Source organism: Petrotoga sp. HWHPT.55.6.3 (assembly GCF_002895495.1).
GTDB lineage: Bacteria > Thermotogota > Thermotogae > Petrotogales > Petrotogaceae > Petrotoga > Petrotoga mobilis.
The window spans coordinates 1-20,834 of record NZ_AZRJ01000035.1 but is presented as its reverse complement, the minus strand read 5'-3'; the positions used below and the strand labels follow the sequence as shown (position 1 = coordinate 20,834).

Sequence of the window (20,834 nt, the reverse complement as noted above, 5' to 3'; positions counted from 1 at the left end):
GGGGCGAAGGGGCGCTAAAACAGGTTTTGAAATAAAATAATTTTCAAATTCAAAGAGTAGATAATGGGTCAAAATGGCTCTAAAACAAATAAAGAAAAAAATGATATAATAGAAAAGGTGAGAAAGTTGAATATATTAGATTTTAGAGAAGAAGTAAAGAAAAAAATTAAAGAACTAGAAAAACAACTAAGTGATCCAGATATTACTAACGATATCGAAAAATTAAAAAAATTAGGGCAGGAGCATTCTAGACTCTCAGAATTAAATGTACTATTTGAGAGTTACGAACAAAGTTTACAAGACATAAAAGCGTTAAAAGAAATGTATGAAAGTAACGAAGTCTCTGAAGAAGAATATCAGTCAATGCTCCAAGATTTGGAGGAAAAACAAGAAAAAACAAGAAAAAAAATCATAGAAGGTTTAGTTTCTCAAGATGAGTACGATGAAAGAAATATCATCATGGAGTTAAGAGCTGGTACAGGTGGTGATGAAGCGGGCCTTTTTGCTTCTGAGTTAATGAGAATGTATCTACGGTATGCTGAAAGAAAAAATTGGAAATATGAAGTTCTTGATCTAAACGAAAACGAACTTGGTGGAATTAAAACCGCCATACTAAAAATAAAAGGTCAAGGTGCTTACAGAAGGTTGAAATACGAAAGCGGTGTGCATAGGGTACAAAGGGTACCTCAAACAGAATCTTCTGGAAGGATACACACCTCGACTGCCACCGTTGCAGTGTTACCGGAAGCAACGGATATAGATGTTCAAATAAACGAGAATGATCTCAGAATAGATACGTATAGGGCAAGTGGGGCGGGTGGTCAGTACGTTAACAAAACGGATTCTGCAGTTAGAATAACCCATCTACCGACTGGGATCGTTGTGACTTGTCAAAATGAAAGATCCCAACATCAAAATAAAGAAAAAGCTTTAAATATACTAAGAGCAAAACTTTTTGAGATAAAGTTAGAAGAGCAGCAATCTCAACTTATCCAAGAGAGAAAATCACAGATAGGTACCGCACAGCGAAGCGAAAAAATAAGAACATACAATTTCCCACAAAACAGGGTTACAGATCATAGAATTCCCTATACCACTCATAGAATAAACGAAATTCTAGACGGAGATTTAGATGAAATAATAGATAAGTTACTAGAAAAAGATCTAATAGAAAAACTTGAAAGTTTGACCTTATAAATTAAATTATTGTTAGAGGTGATTAAATGGTGAAAATAACTTTTCCAGATGAGTCTGTTCAAGAATTTAAAGACGGAATTACCCCTGCAGAAATTGCTAAAGGTATATCCGAAGGGCTGTACAGAAAGGCCATAGCTGCAGAAATTAACGGTGAATTAAAAGATTTGAATAACCCTATAGTGCAGGATTCGACTATTAAATTAATAACTTTGGATGATGAAATAGCCTCAAAAATATATCGACATACGATGGCTCATATAATGGCTCAGGCGGTGGTAAGGGTTTTTGGGAAGGATAGAGTCAAACTAGCTATAGGGCCGGTTATTGAAAACGGTTTTTACTACGATTTTGATATTGAAGGGTACAACCTTTCAGAGGAAGATTTTCCAAAAATAGAAGAGGAAATGAAACGGATTATAAAAGAAGATATAAAAATTATTAGAAAAGAAGTAAGTAAAAAAGAGGCTATAGAATTATTTAAGGATCAACCTTATAAACTGGAATTAATAGAGGGATTAGAAGAAGACACTATTTCAGTTTATTTTCAAGGGGATTTCTATGATCTATGCAGGGGACCTCATCTCCCTTCTACCGGGTACGTTAAATACTTTAAGCTTCTATCCGTATCTGGGGCTTATTGGCGGGGAGACGAAAAGAACAAGATGCTCCAAAGAATATATGGTACCGCCTTTCCCAAAAAGGAACAACTTGATGATTACTTAAACATGATTGAAGAGGCGAAAAGAAGAGACCACAGAAAATTAGGTCCAAAATTGAATTTATTCATGTTACAATCTGAGATGGCTCCTGGTATGCCTTTTTTTCTGCCAAATGGTAGGATTGTTCTAAATGAATTGATGTCTTACTCCCGGCAAGTTCATAAAAAATATGGATACGTAGAGGTAGAAACGCCTCAAATCATGAATATCAAATTATGGCATCAATCTGGACATTGGGATCATTACAAAGAGAACATGTTTTTCACGGAGAAAGAAGATATGCCTATGGCTGTCAAACCGATGAATTGCCCAGGGCATATATTGATATATAAAAACAACTTCGTCAGTTACAGGGACTTACCAATAAGATTGTTTGAATTTGGTAAAGTTCATCGCTACGAAAGAAGCGGGGTTTTACATGGCCTTTTTAGAGTCAGAGCTTTTACTCAAGATGATGCTCATATATTCTGCATGCCGTCACAAATGGAAGAAGAAATAATAAAAGTTATACAGCTAACAAACGAAATATTTTCAACATTTGGTTTTAAATATGAAGCCATCTTAAGTACGATGCCCGAAGATCATATGGGAGATATTGAAAGTTGGGAAAGGGCTACAGATGCTTTGAAAAAGGCATTAGAAAAGAGCAATATGGAATATAGAATAGACGAAGGAGAAGGGGCTTTCTATGGTCCCAAAATAGACTTTAACGTTACAGATTCGCTTGGAAGAAAATGGCAATGTACCACGATTCAGCTTGATTTTCAGATGCCTGAAAGGTTTGAGATGGTATACGCAGATGAAAACGATGAACAAAAGAGGCCAGTTATGATTCATAGAGCAATATTTGGATCTTTAGAGAGATTCTTTGGTATTTTAATAGAAAACTTTGCTGGAGAGTTTCCAACTTGGCTTTCTCCTGTTCAAGTATCGATCCTTCCAGTTTCTGAAAAATTCAATGAAGAAGCCAAAAAATTTTCTCGTGTTCTAGAACAAGAAGGTATCAGGGTTTACGTAAATGATTCTGATGCTACTGTGGGATACAAGATAAGAAATGAACAGATGAAAAAAGTGCCATATATGATAGTTTTTGGAGAAAAAGAAATGAACTCAGATACTATAAATATAAGAACTCGAAAGGGCGATACCATAGAAAATGTTTCAAAAGAACGTTTCATTGAGGAGATTAAAAATGAAATAAAGAACAGAAATTTGGACTTAACTTTTTAATTTAATAATACAGAATTATAAAAGGCGCCTAGAAAAAGGCGCCTTCAATATTTTAGGTATTTAATTGAGATTATTTTTTTCGTCTGAGTTCTTTTTTCTTTTCTTTTCTAAAACCTCTTTTGCTTGATTATAATGATATGAACCCTCACGTAATAAAACGCTTCCGCAATTTGGACATCTTTCATCTTGACATGGAACGCCTGGTGTATGAGGTTTTTTATACCCACATTTTACACAAACACAAAAACCTCCGCCACCCATGCCTCCTCCTTCTCTTCGCATAATTAAACCCTCCCAATGGTATTTTTAAAAGTCAAGTTATTCTTTTCTGTTAAGGATCTTTTCACATTTGTCAATGAAGGTATCAAGAACTTCTGATTCCATCTTAATACCCTCAAGAGCGTATCTGAGATACTCCAATCCCATTGGCGTTATTGTGTAAACCTTCACAGGGGGACTCTTAGAAGTATCCCAACTTGAAGTTATATATCCGCTACCCTCTAACTCTGAAAGTATTCTGTATATCCTGCCCATCTGACCAATACCTTCGATTGTTTCCACACCCATTTCATCCAATTTATTGGCAATTTCATAACCATAAGTTGGGTTTTCGGCAATGATTAAAAGAATAAAATTGGCTAAAAATCTACCCTTGCCTCTCCACCCTTTTCCTCTACCTCTTTGGTAAGCAGACATTCTTTAAACTCCTTGATCATGAAATTTCGATTTCACCGTATAATCTTGATCTTTTAAATTGTTAGAAGCTAATGCTTCAATTATTTCTTTTAAAGTTCCATCTACCCCTCTTATAACCTGAATATTAAGATTTTCAAAAGCATATATGGCTTTCATTCCAATCCCTCTGACTACCATTAATTCTACCCCTTTTTCATGCATGTATTGAGGGATTTCTCCTGGTGAATGGTTTTCTAAAGGGTTCTTTTCTATTTCATAGCTATATTCTTTATTTTCATTCAAATCCACAAAGGCAAAATAAGGAGCGTGCCCAAAATGTTCACTGATTCTTGAATTTTCACCTATATTTTCTATCAATGGAATAGCTATCTTCATTTTTTCCCTCCCGTAGTTTTAAATTTAGTGTCTTTAGAAACTTTATTTAGCGCCCCTTCGCCCCGCAGCCCACCCATAAGGAAAGGTATTGTAAGGCTTCACCCTGCTCCCCATCTTGTAACCTTTTTAGAATTCTTGCAGTTTTTCTGATTTCAAAAGATCGATATTTTCTTGGACGTTGCCATCTGAAGCTATGTAAGCTTTAATATTTGCCGCTTTTAAAGCTGTTAAAGCATTTTCTCCAAGATTTTTGGAAATTACTGCATCTATTCCTTGATCTGAAAGTTCGTTCACAATTTTTGTTCCTACCCCGTGTTCCTGGCTATTGTCAGGAGAAAAAAATTCATAACTTTCATCTTCTGTATCGTAAACTAAAAAGTAAGCTGCTCTTGCAAATCTTTCGTCTAATTCGGATTCAAATGTTTTTTCTTTAGCTGGAACTGCAATTTTCATTTTTACACACCTCTCTATTTATTAAAAAGTATTTGTAGGATTTTTTGATATATAGATTTTATGTACTTTGATGAAATAGAATCTTCGTACAAGATTATTGGTTTGGCTTCTCTAGTGGCTAAATTCACCATTTCATCGAAAGGTATCTTTCCTAAAAAATCTATATTTTCAGAAAAACACCATTCCTCCAGGGAAGAACTCACAAATTCATTTAAATCAAATTTATTGATTACTACACCAAACTTCACTCTCATTTTCTTTAAAGTTTCAACCGCTCTTTGAAGGTCGTGAAATCCTGAAAGGGTAGGTTCGGTAACTATAATAGCGTAGTTTACACCAGCTACAGACGATGTTGCAGGGCATCCTATGCCAGGAGCACCATCTATTATGATAACATCTTTTTTTAAACTTTCACCCACAGAAAAAGACTTTTTTCTTATCTCAGCTACCAAACCTCCCGAAGTTTCTTCCCCCGGATTCAAATCGCCATGTACCAAAACCCCTTTTGGACATTTTGATTCATAATAATATCCAGCTAAATTTTCTACAAGTTTTATCGCCTTTTCGGGACAGGTGAGTACACAAAGCTTGCAACCTTCACACGCATATTCGTTAATAACGTAACTACCCTGTTGAAAATCTATTGCCTCAAATCTGCATTTGTCTTTACAAATACCACAATTAGTGCATTTTTCATAATCTATTTCAGCTTTTTTCCCACCATAGTATTCATAGCTTTGGTTTAACTCAACAGGAGATAACAACAAATGAAGGTTAGATGCATCAACATCGCAATCACTCATTACGGGATTTTGGAAAAGGTAGCTTAAAGAAGCAGATAATGTTGTCTTTCCAGTTCCACCTTTTCCGCTAATTATAGCTATTTGCTTCATGCGAACACCTCTGTTATATTTTCATACAAAAGTTCAAAACTTCTGAGCAATTCTTCTGATTGATCTACGATCAATTTCCCCTCCGAGTACCATTTAGCTATTTTCTTATCAAAATCGATTTTCATAAGTAGAGGAATTTTTTCTCCCTCAAGGTACTCTGTTAGCTCGGCAAATGCAGGATCGTAGCGATTGATTACCACTCCGTAAGGGATTTCCATTTCTTTAACTAACGATATTGCAAGTTTTAAATCGTGTAATCCAAAAGGAGATGATTCAGTTACTAAAACAGCAAAATCTACCTTCTGTAAAACTTCCACAACTGGACAAGAAGTACCAGGAGGGGCATCGATTATAGTTACATCGTAGTCATCCGAAATATATTTCTTCAATTCTCTAATAATCCTTACACCGGAGGGTTCTCCTATATTCAAAAGCCCCATACCAAAATCAAAATAATCTGTCTTTCCAAATCTTAATTTTCCTAAGCTTTTAGGTTCTTCATCGATAGCTCTTACTGGACAAATTTCAGAACAAACGCCACAACCGTGACATAAATTTTGAAAAACGAATACTCCTTTTTCAAAGACATTAATAGCACCAAACTGGCACTCTTTTGCACACAGTCCACACAGGATGCATGTTTCTTTATTTACTTTTGGTATGAGTACATCCACACTTTTTTCTTCTTCGAATATGACGTTGTAGAATAAATGGTCATTAGGCTCTTCAACATCCGCATCTAAAAGCAAAACTTTCATATTTTTTGAAAGAACTTTGGCTAAATTTGTTGATACGGTAGTTTTCCCGGTTCCTCCTTTTCCACTCAAAATGGCTATCTTCAATGGCAAATTGATCTCTCCTTCAACCGTTGTAATGTACATATGATGCATAAAAGCAGGCACAACTCATTTTTAATCTAAAACTGAGTTGTGCCCTAATATTAAATTTACTCGTCTTTTTTCTGGCTATCGTCTGTTTCTTTCAGGATTCCTTCAATGTAGTTTAATTCGTTTTTTAAATACTCTCTTTGGGATTCTAAAAAAGCCTTGTCACTTCCTACAGGATAAGACGGTGGATAATACGCTCCTGCCCATCCGCCGTAGACTCTTGGACCGTAACCATAACCTCTACCGTAGCCGAAACCTCTTCCGAATCCTCTTGCACCATAACCGTAACCTCTACCATAAAAACCACTGCATCTTCCTAAACCTCTACCCGTCATTGGGCCTAAACCTCTAGGTCCGGTTCCATCTAAAAAAGGCATAAAATTACCTCCTTTCATATATATGCAATTTACATATATATTATACACAAAAAATCTTCTTTTGTCAACAAAAAATCATTTTGATTTTTTTGAAAGATGATTAAATCTGCTCATTGAATGCTCCTAGACCTTATTTTAGAACGTAGGGTATTTAACTGGAATTTCCTCGAAGTAATTAAACTAAATGGTTTTTAAGAACTATTGATAAAGGCTTATCTTCCAAAGAACTCACTTTGAGTATGGAAAAGCCAATGATGTTTCCTTCTTCATCTATTTTTTCCATTACCGCATCGTTTTCTGTTTCTCTGAAATAACCAGCTTTCTTTTCAAAAATTATTTCCAAATAATCTCCCTCTTTGTCATACCAAATTTTTATTTCTTTTCCCATAAAATTTCACCTCTTTTGATCGTATCTGTGAAGTAAGCAGTGATAACAAACAAATCGTTCGATAAGTTTTTAACCAGATGAAATCCATGATCTATTTTGTTCTTTTAATTGTTCTACAAAAATTGTACCACAAAAAAATCATTTTGATTTTTTTGGTTTTTGGTGTAAAATTGAATTGATACCGTTAACGTTAACATTAAAAGAGGTGATAAAAATAAGTCGAAGTAGTTTTGTAACCATTAAAGATATCGCTGAAAAAGCAGGGGTTTCTGTCAACACTGTATCAAGGGCTTTAAACGATAAACCAGATATAAACCCACAAACAAAAGAAAAGATCGAAAAAATTGCCCAAGAATTAGGCTATGTTAAAAACATATACGCTACCATGCTCAAATCCAACGTAACTCATACAATTGGAGTAATCATGCCGGATAGTTCCAACCCTTTCTTCTCTGAAGTATTCAAAGGTATTGATAAAGCAGCACGGGAGAATAATTATCAAATAATAATTATGAACTCTGAAGGTTTATACGAAAACGAAGAAAAGTTTTTAAAAACGCTCTTAGAAAGGAGAGTTGATGGTATTCTTCTTTTTCCAATGCAAAAGAGTTATGAAGATATACAGGAACTGATAAAAGAGCACTTCCCCATTGTACTTGTAGGTAGAGAAATAGATGGTTGGAATGTGGATGAGATATTCAGTGATGAAGTAAAAGGGGGATATCTTGCAACCAAATATCTTATTGAAAAAGGGTGTAAAAAGATAAAAATGATCACCGATCAACTATATAACTCTGCATCATATGGAAGGCTTCAGGGTTATAAAAAGGCTTTAAAGGAGAAAGGTTTAACTTTTTTCGAGGATGATATCAAGATATGTGAAGGGATACACGAAGGTTACCACGTTAAAGCAGGATACGATAAAACGATAGAAATGATCAGAAAAAAAGAAGAATTCGACGGAATATTTTGCTACAACGATCTAATAGCTTACGGGGCGATCAAAGCTTTGAAAGAAAATAATCTAAAGGTTCCACAAAATGTTTCGGTAGTTGGTTACGACGATATAGCCTTTTCTAGGTTAATCGATCCAGAGTTGACAACGGTAAAAGTTAAAAAGTTTGAAATGGGCTATGAGGCATTTCAGATGTTGTATAAAAGAATAAAGAGTAAGAAAAGAGACAACTCATCAACAAGGAAAGTATTAGATATAGAACTCGTAGTGAGGAAATCTTAAACAAAAAAGGAGAGAAATTGTATGGCAGAGTTACGATGGAACCCTTTATTAAAAACATACACAATGGTTGCCGATAACAGACAAAATAGGCCCCATTTACCTGAGGATTGGTGTCCCTTTTGTCCCGGACCTGGTAAAAAAGTGCCTCCAAACTATGACGTTTATGCATACGACAACGATTTTCCAGCTTTAAAATTAGAGCCAGATGAACCAAATATACAAGGAACGGATTTGTACAAAGTCGAAAAAAATTATGGAAAATGCGAAGTAATTTTGTATTCTCCTGATCACAATATTACTCTTCCTCAATTACCAGTAGAACATATATTTAAGTTAGTAAATTTATGGGTTGAAAGATTTGAGGAGCTCTCAAAAGATGAAAAAATAAAATACATCTTTCCTTTTGAAAATAGAGGAAAAGAAGTAGGGGTAACGATGCTCCATCCGCACGGTCAATTATATGCTTATTCGTGGATTCCTTTGAAGTTAAAAGTAGAACTCGACAACTGTAAGGAATATTACGAAGAAAATGAAAAATGCCTTATTTGTGAAATGAACAAAGAGGAAAAGGAGTTTCAAAAAAGAATTCTTTTTGAGAATGATTCATTTCTCGTTTATCTTCCCTTTTTTACAGACTACCCTTATGGTGCTTTCATCGTGAGCAAATCCCACAAAGGCAACTTAACAGAATTCGACGAAAAAGAAAAATGGGACCTGGCTGAGGCGCTAAAACTGTTAACAGGTGGCTTTGATGCTTTGTTTGACAAACCCTTCCCCTACATGATGAATATCCATCAAACTCCTGTTAATTCAGAGGAATATGCAGATTCTTACAAATACTATCATTTCCATATTGAGTTCTATCCCCCATTAAGAGACAAGGATAAGATAAAATGGTACGCATCAAGCGAGATGGGGGCTTGGGCTGCGGCAAATACCATGGCGGTGGAAGAAACAGCTATTACTTTAAGAAATGCAATAGAAAAATTCAAAAAAATACAATAGAGAGGTCGTCAAAATGGATTTAATAAATACTTTTCAAGAAATCTACGGAGTTAGTAAAAATCCCATACAAAGATTCTTCTCTCCAGGAAGAATAAATCTTATAGGCGAACATATAGACTACAATGGAGGATATGTATTACCAGTAGCTATAAACCTTGGAATAAATGGCTTAATGAATTTGAGGGACGATAATTTAATTTGCCTGAAATCTCTGGATTTTCCCAATGAGATAAAAGTAGATCTAAATAAGGAAGTAGATTATTGTAAAGAAGATGGTTGGGGAAACTATACAAAAGGAGTTATAAAATTTCTATTAGAAGATGGTTTCCCCTTGAAGGGATGTAATATACTTATTAAAGGAGAACTTCCAAATGGAGCGGGACTTTCATCTTCTGCAGCTTTGGAAGTACTTATTGGATTCATGCTCTTATCTCAAAATCAAACCCCTGAAGAAATTGATAGAACATACCTTGCCCTCTTAGGGCAAAGGGTCGAAAACAAATTTGTTGGTGTGAACTCTGGAATAATGGATCAATTTGTGATAGCAAATGCAAAGAAAAATCAAGCTTTATTGCTTGATACTCAAAGTCTAATTTATGAATATATACCTTGTCATTTAGATGGGTATTCTCTAATTATTATGAATACAAATAAAAGAAGAGAGCTTGCTTCTTCTCAATACAACCAAAGAAGAAAAGAATGTGAAAGTGCTTTAGAAAAAATAAACCAAGTAAGGAAAACAAGGGCTCATAATTTATGTCAATGTAGTGAGAAAGATCTAAAATATGTTGATAATGAAATAGAGTTAAAAAGAGCAAGGCACGTAATAACAGAAAATCAAAGGGTTATCCAGGCTTCTAAATTACTAAAGAACAACGATATTGAAGGTTTTGGAGCTCTTTTAATCCAATCCCATAATTCATTAAAAAATGATTATGAAGTAACAGGTTTTGAACTAGATACAATTGTAGAAGAAGCATTAAAAATCAAAGGTTGTGTAGGTGCTAGAATGACGGGAGCAGGGTTTGGTGGATGTGCCATCGCTTTGGTAGAGAAAAATCAGATAAAAAATTTCAAGGATCAAGTTTCCAAGAATTATTATGAAAAAACAAAAATAGAACCATCTCTTTACGAAACAACTATTGAAGATGGAGTGAAAATTCTCAAAAAATGAGAAAATTTCAGCTAAACGGGAATAATCACTTTTAATTGTCTTTAATTTACCCTAGCTGTCCATAACAAGGTTTTGCAACGAATGTTAACTCTGATATAATTGTTTTGGTATCGTTCACGGTATCGATATCGACATTAAATACATGGAGGTGTGGAAGAATGAAGAAAAGATTTATTGTGATTTTATTGTTTGTTGGTTTGATCTTCTCAACACTAAGTTTTTCTAAGCCCATCGAAATTACTTTTTGGACTCTTTTTAGTGGAGGAGAAGGTCATATAATGACGGATCTTGTTAATCAGTTCAACAAAGAACAAAACGAGATTTTTGTGAATCAACAACCGCTTGATTGGGGAGAATATTACAACAAATTACTAGCGTCAATGGTGGGTGGAAATCCCCCAGATCTAGCGATTATGCATCTCTCAAAGATGCCTGATTATGTTGAAAGAGGAACGGTAGTAGCAATTGATAAGTATGTGTCGGAAGGAATAAAAAAAGACTACCTAGAAAATATAATAGCTGCAGCTACTTTTAATAATCAATTATATGCCCTTCCTTTAGATACACACCCATTGGTTATTTATTACAATAAAAATGTGTTACAAGAAGCTGGCTTAGTTTCTAAAAATGGGGAACCACTACTTCCGAAAACTTTTGAAGAATTCTACAATTTTTCTAAGATAATTAAAGAAAAAACAGGTAAATATGGAATGAGCATGGAAGATTTAAATGGCTTAGGTGAAAGATTATGGTTGACTATTTACAGAAACCTAGGGGGACAAATTGAAGACGAACAAGGAAATTTCATGATCGAAATGGACATAGCAGAGAAAACTTATGAAGAAATATTAAAATTTTATGAAGAAGATTTGACCACTTTTGTAGATTATGAAACTGCTAGGGCAATATTTATTAGTGATCAAGCGGGATTTACTTTTGATGGAGTATGGGCTATGGCTGCATTTGAAGATATGGATGTTTTAGATAATGTTGGAGTCATGCCTGTTCCGGCTTTTTCAACCACTGAAAAGGCTTACGTATGGGGAGACTCTCACACTCTAATTGTACCGAAAGGATCGAAAATGGATGAAGAAAAGATCAAAGCGGCTGTAAAATTTGCAGAATGGTTAGTTAATCATTCTTATGAATGGGCAGTAGCAGGTCATATTCCTGTTATCAAGAGTGTGAGAGAGTCAGAAGAGTTCTTGAGTTTGCCTTTGAGAGAGGATTATATGTTAGCTGCTGAACAAGCCTTCATTCCACAGGTTAAAGGTTGGGCGGAAATTCAAGATAAATTAGTTGAACTTTGTCAAGGAGTAGTTTTGGGCTCAATAACACCAGAAAATGCGGCTGAAGAATTAGTACGGACTGTTAATGAGGTTGTTGAATGATTTTATATTTTTATTAAAAAAAGCATTCCACTGTCTCAGTGGAATGCTATGTTTTATAATATTTATATAAAAAACTATAAGTTGATTTTATATTTTTTCGAGAAATTAACCTTTAATTTTAATCTGAGAAGGTGAGGCTTTATGAAGAGAAATTCCATTAAAGGCTATTTATTTTTTCTACCTTTTGGTGTTTTGTATGGTTTATTTTTAATATACCCTCTTATAAACGGTTTCCGTATGAGTTTTTTTGAATGGGATTTATTTGGAGAACCACAATTTATTGGTTTGGAGAATTTTTCAAAAATGTTTAATGATCCAACTTTTTGGTCAAGTTTATGGCATACAATTTACTTCGTAATATTGACTGTGCCAATTTTAGTTATATTAGGATTTTTAATGGCTCTTTTATTAAATTCAAACATATATATGAAAAGATTGTTTCGTATGTTGTTCTTCTTTCCCTATATTTTATCTATTACAATAGTTTGCAGCATTTGGGTTTTTTTGTATCAACCCAATTTTGGAATTATTGAGAAGATTTTTGAAATAATAGGTATTAATTACACAGGTTGGTTACTAAATCCTAAAACTGCAATGCCGGCTATTGCTTTGACTACAATATGGTGGACATTAGGTTTCAATGTAATTCTTTATTTAGCTGGACTACAGGAAATCTCTGAGTCAGTATATGAAGCAGCTACGATAGACGGTGCGAATTCGTTACAGAAAACCATTTTTATAACTATCCCTTTGTTGAAAAGGACACATGCTTTGGTTTTAGTGTTGCAGACTATGGCATCGTTACAAATTTTTGGTCAAGTATATATAATGACTGGTGGTGGACCTCAGGGTAGCACTAGAGTACTAATACAATATATATATGATCAAGGTTTTAGGTATTTTAGGATGGGATATGCCCAAGCGATGGCTTTATTTTTCTTTGCAATAATGTTTGTAATAGCTTTTATCCAAATTAGATTAACACTACGAACAGGTGGTGAATAAATTGAAGAGATCTAAACTTTTAACTATTATTGCAGTTATAATTTTTGTTATATATATCTTTCCCATATTCTGGATGATTCTTTCATCTTTTAAAACAGATTTAGAAATAATAACTCAAAAATTCTTCCCTTCTCGGTTGAATTTAGAAAATTTTGCATATATATTTAATCAATCAGGTATATTGAGATGGTTATTTAATAGTGCCTTTATTTCAATTACTTCTACCCTCGGGGCATTAATTGTTACAGTACTTGCATCGTATTCTTTAGGTAGATTAAAGTTCAAAGGAAATGCAGCTTTATTTTATATTACTTTAGCAGGGATTATGATCCCTTTACAGGCAATAATGATTCCGCGATATCTACTTTTAAGAGATTTAAGCTTATTAAATACTTATTGGGGGTTAATTATACCTTATATGGTTAATCCTATGTTTGTATTAATAGTCTCACAGTTTTTCAAAGGAATCCCTAAAGAATTTGAAGAAGCAGCGCGAATCGATGGGGCAAACGATTTTTTTATTCTTTTTAGAATAATGGTTCCATTAGCAAGACCATCTTTAATTGCAATTGCAGTGTTTAGCTTTGTTTTTTCATGGAATGACTTTTTATGGCCCCTAATAGTGATGTCAGACTCTACAATGTATACTCTGCCAATTGGTTTGGCAACATTTTATGGGTCTTACAGTATGAAATATGGAGTGACTATGGCAGGAAATGTTATAGCAGCCCTACCAATATTTATATTTTTCCTGATTTTTCAAGAACAATTAATAAAAGGATTAACAGCGGGTGGTTTAAAGGAGTAATAAAGAAAAAAGAGAATAAAAAATACTTCAGCAACTGTTAAAATCATCGACTATTAGAAGGTGATATCAAGTGAGGAAAAAGTTAATTTCATTTTTGTTGGTATCATTTGTATTGTTAAATTCGATAATTGTATTATCAAATTCAGGCGAATTGTATGAAAATCCGTTGGATGTATTTGTTGCAGATCCTTCTGTTTTAAAAGTAGAAAACACATATTATCTTTATGGTACTTCTGCAGCCAATGTAGGGTTCAAGGTTTGGAAATCTGAAGATTTAGTTAACTGGGAAGAAGAAGGATTTGCATTGATGAAATTTCAAGAAGAGAATCAGTGGGCTCAAGGAGATTTTTGGGCTCCTGAAGTAATTCACTATAAGAATAAATTTTATATGGTATACAGTGCACGAGATAAAGACGGTAAATTACAAATTGGATTGGCTGCAAGTGATTCGCCTTTAGGTCCTTTTTTGACAATAAAGGCTCCCTTAATTAATGATGGGTATTCAAACATAGATGGGCATATTTTTATAGATTCTGATGGAACTCCATATTTATTTTGGGTTAGAGACTGTTCTGAAAATATTATAAACGGTAAGCACGTAAGTCAAATTTATGTTCGAGAAATGTCCGAAAATCTTTTAGAATTAAAAGGAGATCCTATTTTAGCATTAGAGCCATCCCAACAGTGGGAAGGTTTGGATCAGAATTGGCAATGGAATGAAGGACCTTTTGTAATAAAAAATAAAGAGACATATTATTTACTTTATTCTGCTAATTATTTTGGTTCACCTGATTATGCAATTGGTTATGCAGTTTCAAAAAGTCCTTTTGGCCCCTGGAGAAAAAGCAAAGAGAATCCTGTTTTGGCAAAAGATTTATCAATAGGTGTTTCAGGTCCGGGGCATTGTTCTGTAATTACATCTCCAAGTGATCTTGAATTGTTTATAGTTTATCATACTCATGCTTTTCCTCAATCGCCTGGTGGTATTAGAGTACTAAATATTGATAGAATATATTTCGATGAAAATGGAAAGCTAATAGTTAAAGGTCCCACTAGAACCCCTCAAATTTTCCCTAAATAATTTCTAATTTATTTATAAAACCACTTTTAAATATTTAGTAAAATAAAAAATTTCATTTAAAGAAAGGAGAAAAATTATGGATGAAATTGTAAGATGTGAATATCCTCGTCCCAATTTTAAAAGGGATCAATGGTTATGTTTAAATGGAACTTGGGAGTTTGAGTTTGATGATCAAAATAAGGGTGAGGGTGAAAAATGGTTTCAAAATCATTATTTTACAAAGAAAATAGAAGTTCCATTTTGTTATCAAAGTAAATTAAGTGGGATATACGATAAAAGTGATCACGATTATGTTTGGTATAAAAAGAGTTTTTCCTTACCCAAAACGTGGAAAAATAAAAAAATAAAGTTAAACTTTGGAGCTGTGGATTATATAGCTAAGGGATGGATTAATGGACAGTATATAGGTGATCATATAGGTGGGAACACTCCATTTAGTTTTGATATTACAAATGAATTAAAATGGGATGATGAAGAAGAAATTGTAATTAAGGTAGAAGATAGAACATATGATCCATCACAGGCAAGAGGGAAACAAAGCTGGATAGGTAAACCTTTTGCTTGTTGGTATACTAACACTACGGGAATCTGGCAAACTGTGTGGTTAGAACCTGTTAATAATGAGCACTTAGAAAAAGTGAGACTGATACCAAATATTGATAAAGCAACTGTATTAATCGAAGCTATTTTGTCTCCTGAAGCTATAGGTAATACATTAAATATCGATATTAAATTTGGAGACTTAAACATATCGGAAAGTAATATTTTTTGTCAAGATCGTATCATACAGATAGAATTAAACGTGCTTTCGAAGGATTTTGAATGGGGGTTGAAATTGTGGAGCCCAGAAGAGCCTAATTTATATGAGATATTTTTTAAATTAATTGACAGTAATGGAGAAGTAAAAGATTCAGTAATGAGTTATTTTGGTATGAGAAAGGTTTCAACCAAGGATGGTAAATTTTTATTGAACAATCGGCCATATTATCAAAAATTGGTGTTAGATCAAGGTTATTTCCGGAATTCTTTGTTAACCCCACCGAGTGAAGAAGCTATAATAAATGACATAAAAATGGCTAAAAATTTTGGCTTTAATGGTGTAAGGAAGCATCAAAAAGTTGAAGACCCTTTATATCTCTATTGGTGCGATAAATTAGGATTATTAGTTTGGGGAGAAATGTCCTCCTTTTACCAATTTAATTCGGAATCATGCAATCAATATTTAAGAGAATGGCAAGAAATTATAGATAGGGATTATAATCATCCTTCAATAGTTGTATGGACACCCTTTAATGAATCATGGGGGGTACCAAACATTTTAACGGATAAAAGGCAACAGGATTTTACGAAAAGTGTTGTAAATCTAATAAAATCTTTAGATCAGACTCGTTTAGTTGTATCTAATGACGGTTGGGAACATACCGAAACAGATTTGTGTACAATCCATGATTATCGTCAAGAGAGTTCAGAATTTTTGAAAGTATATTCAGATAAAAATGAAGTTGTTAAAGGATGTCCAGCTGGAAAATTCATCTTTTCCGAAGGATATAACTATTCTGATCAACCTGTTCTTATTACTGAATATGGAGGAACAGCTTTTTTAAAAGATGAGGGATGGGGTTATGGTAACAAAGTTTCTTCTGAAGAAGAATTTTTAAAAAGATTTTCTCAATTAACTCAAGCAATAAAATCCATAGATTATATTGTAGGATATTGTTATACCCAATTAACTGATGTAGAGCAAGAGATGAATGGACTTTTAACTTATGATAGAGGGTTTAAAATAGATCCCAATAAAATCAAGGCAATAAATGATGAATAGGTTTTTTCATTTTTAAGACGGGGATAAAACCCCGTCTGTTTTTTAAAATAATTTAATAGTTTATTTTAGCAACTAATAAAACTTATCCCTGGCAAAAAAATCTGGATTAATAGATTTTTTAAAGTTTGTATAATGCGTAAATGTGCTAAAATTAAAATTATAGGAAGAAAAAATTATTGGGGGAAGCAAAAAAGTTGAATTCTGCAAGTAAACGAAATCAAAAAAATAACATGTTAATTATATTTGGTGTAACGTTGATGGTCGTCATGGGTGTATCTAGTATTTCTCCTGTTTTTCCTTTGATAAAGGAAGAATTCAATGTAACAGAGCAACAGGTAGGCTTGTTAATTACTTTTTTTAACTTGCCTGCCATATTTTTAACTCCATTATTTGGTGTTTTAGCTGATAGATATGGAAGAAAAAAATTTATGGTTCCTCTCCTATTTTTATTCGCTATATCTGGGGTATTAAGTGGTTTAACAACAAATTTTAACATTTTATTGTTATTGCGTGCTATAAATGGAGCAGGAGCATCCGCTTTGGGCGCATTGAATGTAACCCTTATGGGAGACTTATTTAGAGAAAGAGAAAGATTAAAAGTTATAGGTTACAATGAAACCGTTGCAAATATTGGATTAGCTATCTATCCACTTATTGGTGGACTGTTGGCCTTTTTTGGTTGGCAGTTTCCTTTTTTTATATCTATTTTAGCTGTACCCGTTGGAATAGCTACCTTATTTCTTCTTGAAGACTCCCATCAAAATAATGGTGAGAACTTGAAGGATTATTTTGTAGATCTGTTTAAAGTTTTAAAAGATTTCAGAATAATTTTTATCTATATTGCTGGGTTTTCTACTTTCTTTTTGCTCAGTGGTGCATATTCTTCCTATCTACCTTTTTTATCAGAATATAAGTTTGGTTTTCCCCCTTGGATAACAGGTATATTAATGTTTTTTATGTCTTTCACAGCTGCATTTGCTTCTTCACAGTTGGTGAAATTAAGCGATAGATACACGGTAAAATGGTTGTTAGCATTTTCTTATGTGTTTTATGCGGTCTCCCTTTTTTTATTGATGGTTGCTAGAAATTTTGTAGGTTTGATGGTAGCTGTTATTATTTTTGGCATGGGGCATGGCATAAATATTCCGAGTATGCACTCTCTGACTACTGAAATAACTTCAAGAAAAAATAGAGGTGCGGTGATTTCCTTAAGGGAGGTCTTCTTTAAATTATCCGGAACTTTGGCTCCATTGATGATGGGATTTCTTTATACTTTAAACGGGATTGATGCTGTTTATCTTTTTTCGGCTATTTATTCTTTGGGTATTTTCGTTCTTTTATTTTTTTCTTTCAAAAAAATATTTTGAGTGTTCTACGATAAGATTTTGATTTTAAAAGGCTCACCATTTAAATGTGAAAAGGAGGTAATCAAATGCCTATAACTTTTGATCAAGAAACAAAGAGATGGTTTTTGGAAACAGAAAATATGGGTTATGTTTTTGGATTAGATGATCAAGGAAAAGTAAAAAATTTATATTGGGGATCAAAGTTACCAAGGTTTCAAGACTACCCCCAAGTTAAAGATCTAATTGTTATGGACAGATACACGTGGAATGATGAATTTTCAGTAAGAGGAGAAAAAAACAATGTAGAGCATTGTTTGAAAGTTGAGTATTACGATGGTGTCAGGGATGTTGTGTTGAATTACAAAAGTTTTGAAGTGAATGGGAATGATCTAGTAATAAAGCTAAGCGATGATCATTATAGTTTGAATGTAAATCTTTTCTACAAGTTGATAGAAGAGTACGATATTATAGAAAGATGGATAGAGATTGAAAACAATTCTAATCAAGAAATAAATGTAGAAGATATGAAATCGGCGTCGTTGTATGTTGAAAATGATGAAAAAGCAAAATTAAATTATCTTGCAGGTATGTGGGGGAGTGAGTTTCACTTAAGGAAGGAAGACATAAACGAGGGAAGCAAAGTTTTGGAGAGTAAGGTTGGGAAAACAAGCGCCTACCTGAATCCTTTTTTTGCGATCGATTACTCTGCCGATGAAGATCATGGAAAGGTATACTTCGGTGAATTAGCTTGGAGTGGTAATTGGAAGATAGTAGTGCAAAAACGTATATACGAAAGAATAGCTATAATTGGAGGAATAAATGACTGGGATTTTAGTTATATACTAGAACCCTCAGAAAAGATTAATACTCCTAAATTTGTGTTTGGCTTTTCAGACGAGGGTTTTACAAAGGCGAGCCAGAATATGCATCATTATCAACTTGATTATATATTGCCAAAAGATAAAGCTCATAAATTAAGAAAGGTTTTGTACAATTCTTGGGAAGCCACGACATTTAACGTGAACGAAGAAAATCAAAAAATATTAGCTGAAAAAGCTGCAAAAATTGGTGTGGAACTTTTTGTTATAGACGATGGATGGTTTGGGGAAAGAAACGACGATCACGCTGGACTAGGCGATTGGTATGTGAACGAAGAAAAATTTCCAAATGGTTTGAAACCTTTAATAAGCTATGTTAAGTCCTTAGGAATGGATTTTGGCATATGGGTAGAACCAGAGATGGTTAATCCTGATAGCGAATTGTATAGGAAACACCCTGACTGGGTTATTAGTTTTCCAAATAGACCAAAATCACTTCAACGGAATCAATTGATGCTTAATTTGGCAAGAGAAGATGTGAAAAAGTTCATCATAGATTTCATGGATAATCTTTTAACACAGAACGATATAGATTTTGTCAAATGGGATATGAACAGACATGTTTTTGAGTCGGGATGGATGCAAGTGGAACCACGAAAACAAAGAGAAATATGGGTTAAATACGTGTGGAACTTATACGACATTTGGAAATATTTAAGAGAAAAACATCCACACGTTACTTTTGAAAACTGTTCCAGCGGTGGGGGAAGAGTGGATATAGGCTTAATGCAATATGCGGATCAAGTATGGACAAGCGACAACACGGACCCATTTGATAGGTTAGAGATCCAAGAGGGTTTTTCATATGCATATGCACCAAAAGTAATGATGGGATGGGTAACTGACTGGGGAGGAAAAGATACTTATCCTTTAACATACAGATTTCATTCATCAATGATGGGATCTTTAGGAATCGGTGCGGATTTAAATAAATTCTCTGAAAGAGATTTCGATTTAGCAAGGTATCAGGTTCAGTTGTATAAAGAGATAAGAGAGATAGTACAAGAAGGCTATCAATTCAGGCTTTCTTCCGTTACGAATGATAGATATTTTGCGGTGGAATATTTGAATAAAAGCAAAGATGAAGGTGTTTTGTTCTATTTAAGAAATCCCAGAAGGTTTGGTTTATTCGATAGGGTAAATGTCAAGCTAAAAGGTTTGGAAAACAATACCGTATACACTGTTTATGAAGGACTACAGGAAGAAGAAAAAGAGATAGTTAAATTATCAGGACTGGCTTTGAAAGAAAGAGGAATTATAGTTGAGGATTCCTCTAAAGATTTTTTCGAAAGTGGAAAGGTAACTCATTTTTATAGTCGGATATTGAGGCTTAGAAGGAGTAATTAATAATTCTCTAAAATATTATTTAAAATAAAACAAAAAAGATGGGGCTATTGAATAAATTACCCCATCTTTTCATTTAAATAATACATTTGTGGTGGCGGCGAAGAGATTCGAACTCTTGACACTACGGGTATGAACCGTATGCTCTAGCCAACTGAGCTACGCCGCCATATAACAAATGGTAGCGGGGGTAGGATTTGAACCTACGACCTTCGGGTTATGAGCCCGACGAGCTACCAGACTGCTCCACCCCGCACCAAGTAAGGTAGTATAATTAATTTAAAAGGGTGCCGAGAGTCGGACTCGAACCGACACGGGTATCTCTACCCAGCGGATTTTAAGTCCGCAGCGTCTACCAATTCCGCCATCTCGGCATTAATTCCAAAAATAAGTCTATCATAAAAAGGAAAGTTTGTCAATACCTCGCATTAGATAATATTACATGTCCGTGAAAAAGATTGGTTAGATCATAATTCGATGTCTTTGAAATGATATCATATCCTTGACTCTTTTGGAAGGAGGCAAGGA

The 20,834-nt window shown here is 34.0% G+C and carries 20 protein-coding genes and 3 tRNA genes; 12 read left to right on the top strand and 11 right to left on the bottom strand.

Annotated elements, in window-relative coordinates; all coding sequences use genetic code 11:
* Positions 1–132 precede the first annotated feature (132 nt).
* Together prfA and thrS are read left to right on the top strand one after the other, a co-directional pair.
* Positions 133–1,197, top strand: coding sequence for a peptide chain release factor 1 (prfA, locus tag X926_RS08995; RefSeq protein ID WP_123821457.1), 1,065 nt, complete (start codon positions 133–135; stop codon positions 1,195–1,197).
* 26 nt (positions 1,198–1,223) lie between these two features.
* Positions 1,224–3,146, top strand: a complete 1,923-nt coding sequence (gene thrS, locus X926_RS08990) for a threonine--tRNA ligase (RefSeq protein WP_103065839.1) — start codon at positions 1,224–1,226, stop codon at positions 3,144–3,146.
* 60 nt (positions 3,147–3,206) lie between these two features.
* Here thrS and X926_RS08985 read toward each other — a convergent pair whose 3' ends face one another.
* The 8 genes from X926_RS08985 to X926_RS08950 form a co-directional block, all read right to left on the bottom strand.
* Positions 3,207–3,428 carry a ferredoxin gene (locus X926_RS08985; RefSeq protein ID WP_103065838.1) on the bottom strand — a complete coding sequence of 74 codons (222 nt, stop codon included), beginning with the start codon at positions 3,426–3,428 and terminating at the stop codon, positions 3,207–3,209.
* 36 nt (positions 3,429–3,464) lie between these two features.
* On the bottom strand, positions 3,465–3,842 hold the full coding sequence (locus X926_RS08980; protein ID WP_103065837.1) for a PadR family transcriptional regulator: 378 nt from the start codon (positions 3,840–3,842) through the stop codon (positions 3,465–3,467).
* A 3-nt stretch (positions 3,843–3,845) separates the two neighbouring features.
* A complete protein-coding gene (locus X926_RS08975) occupies positions 3,846–4,217 on the bottom strand; it encodes a NifB/NifX family molybdenum-iron cluster-binding protein (RefSeq protein WP_103065836.1) in 372 nt (123 codons plus the stop codon).
* 126 nt (positions 4,218–4,343) lie between these two features.
* Entirely contained in the window at positions 4,344–4,670 is a 327-nt protein-coding gene (locus X926_RS08970) for a NifB/NifX family molybdenum-iron cluster-binding protein (RefSeq protein WP_103065835.1), read from the bottom strand.
* Positions 4,671–4,684: 14 nt separating this feature from the next.
* On the bottom strand, positions 4,685–5,563 hold the full coding sequence (locus X926_RS08965) for an ATP-binding protein (protein ID WP_103065834.1): 879 nt from the start codon (positions 5,561–5,563) through the stop codon (positions 4,685–4,687).
* The gene (locus X926_RS08960) at positions 5,560–6,411 is read right to left on the bottom strand and encodes an ATP-binding protein (protein WP_273542591.1); all 852 of its coding nucleotides are present in this window, start codon (positions 6,409–6,411) and stop codon (positions 5,560–5,562) included. The genes X926_RS08965 and X926_RS08960 overlap by 4 nt, the downstream gene beginning before the upstream one ends.
* A 98-nt stretch (positions 6,412–6,509) precedes the next feature.
* A complete protein-coding gene (locus X926_RS08955) occupies positions 6,510–6,827 on the bottom strand; it encodes a DUF5320 domain-containing protein (protein WP_103065833.1) in 318 nt (105 codons plus the stop codon).
* Between the two features lie 175 nt (positions 6,828–7,002).
* Positions 7,003–7,215, bottom strand: a complete 213-nt coding sequence (locus tag X926_RS08950) for a DUF2283 domain-containing protein (protein ID WP_103065832.1) — start codon at positions 7,213–7,215, stop codon at positions 7,003–7,005.
* Positions 7,216–7,390: 175 nt separating this feature from the next.
* Here X926_RS08950 and X926_RS08945 point away from each other — a divergent pair, with 175 nt between their 5' ends.
* The 10 genes from X926_RS08945 to X926_RS08900 all read left to right on the top strand — a co-directional run bounded on the left by X926_RS08945 (position 7,391) and on the right by X926_RS08900 (position 20,309).
* Complete coding sequence (locus tag X926_RS08945; RefSeq protein WP_233186726.1) at positions 7,391–8,452, top strand: LacI family DNA-binding transcriptional regulator; 1,062 nt, start codon at positions 7,391–7,393, stop codon at positions 8,450–8,452.
* A gap of 21 nt (positions 8,453–8,473) precedes the next feature.
* Positions 8,474–9,457 carry a galactose-1-phosphate uridylyltransferase gene (gene galT, locus X926_RS08940; protein WP_103065831.1) on the top strand — a complete coding sequence of 328 codons (984 nt, stop codon included), beginning with the start codon at positions 8,474–8,476 and terminating at the stop codon, positions 9,455–9,457.
* A gap of 13 nt (positions 9,458–9,470) precedes the next feature.
* Entirely contained in the window at positions 9,471–10,631 is a 1,161-nt protein-coding gene (locus X926_RS08935; RefSeq protein WP_103065830.1) for a galactokinase, read from the top strand.
* Positions 10,632–10,789: 158 nt separating this feature from the next.
* Positions 10,790–12,022, top strand: a complete 1,233-nt coding sequence (locus X926_RS08930; RefSeq protein ID WP_103065829.1) for an ABC transporter substrate-binding protein — start codon at positions 10,790–10,792, stop codon at positions 12,020–12,022.
* A gap of 141 nt (positions 12,023–12,163) precedes the next feature.
* Positions 12,164–13,027, top strand: coding sequence for a carbohydrate ABC transporter permease (locus X926_RS08925; RefSeq protein ID WP_103065828.1), 864 nt, complete (start codon positions 12,164–12,166; stop codon positions 13,025–13,027).
* A gap of 1 nt (position 13,028) precedes the next feature.
* A complete protein-coding gene (locus X926_RS08920) occupies positions 13,029–13,835 on the top strand; it encodes a carbohydrate ABC transporter permease (RefSeq protein ID WP_103065827.1) in 807 nt (268 codons plus the stop codon).
* Between the two features lie 70 nt (positions 13,836–13,905).
* Positions 13,906–14,916 (top strand): glycoside hydrolase family 43 protein, encoded by a 1,011-nt coding sequence (locus X926_RS08915; protein WP_199171202.1) that lies wholly within the window; start codon positions 13,906–13,908, stop codon positions 14,914–14,916.
* 76 nt (positions 14,917–14,992) lie between these two features.
* Entirely contained in the window at positions 14,993–16,738 is a 1,746-nt protein-coding gene (locus X926_RS08910; RefSeq protein WP_103065826.1) for a glycoside hydrolase family 2 protein, read from the top strand.
* A 194-nt stretch (positions 16,739–16,932) separates the two neighbouring features.
* Entirely contained in the window at positions 16,933–18,105 is a 1,173-nt protein-coding gene (locus X926_RS08905; protein ID WP_123821455.1) for an MFS transporter, read from the top strand.
* Between the two features lie 65 nt (positions 18,106–18,170).
* Positions 18,171–20,309 (top strand): alpha-galactosidase, encoded by a 2,139-nt coding sequence (locus X926_RS08900; RefSeq protein WP_103065824.1) that lies wholly within the window; start codon positions 18,171–18,173, stop codon positions 20,307–20,309.
* An 89-nt stretch (positions 20,310–20,398) separates the two neighbouring features.
* Here the strand turns inward: X926_RS08900 and X926_RS08895 are convergent.
* The 3 genes from X926_RS08895 to X926_RS08885 form a co-directional block, all read right to left on the bottom strand.
* Positions 20,399–20,475 (bottom strand) — tRNA-Met (locus X926_RS08895).
* 10 nt (positions 20,476–20,485) lie between these two features.
* Positions 20,486–20,562: transfer RNA gene (locus X926_RS08890), tRNA-Met, on the bottom strand.
* Positions 20,563–20,594: 32 nt separating this feature from the next.
* Positions 20,595–20,680, bottom strand: a tRNA-Leu gene (locus X926_RS08885).
* Positions 20,681–20,834 lie beyond the last annotated feature (154 nt).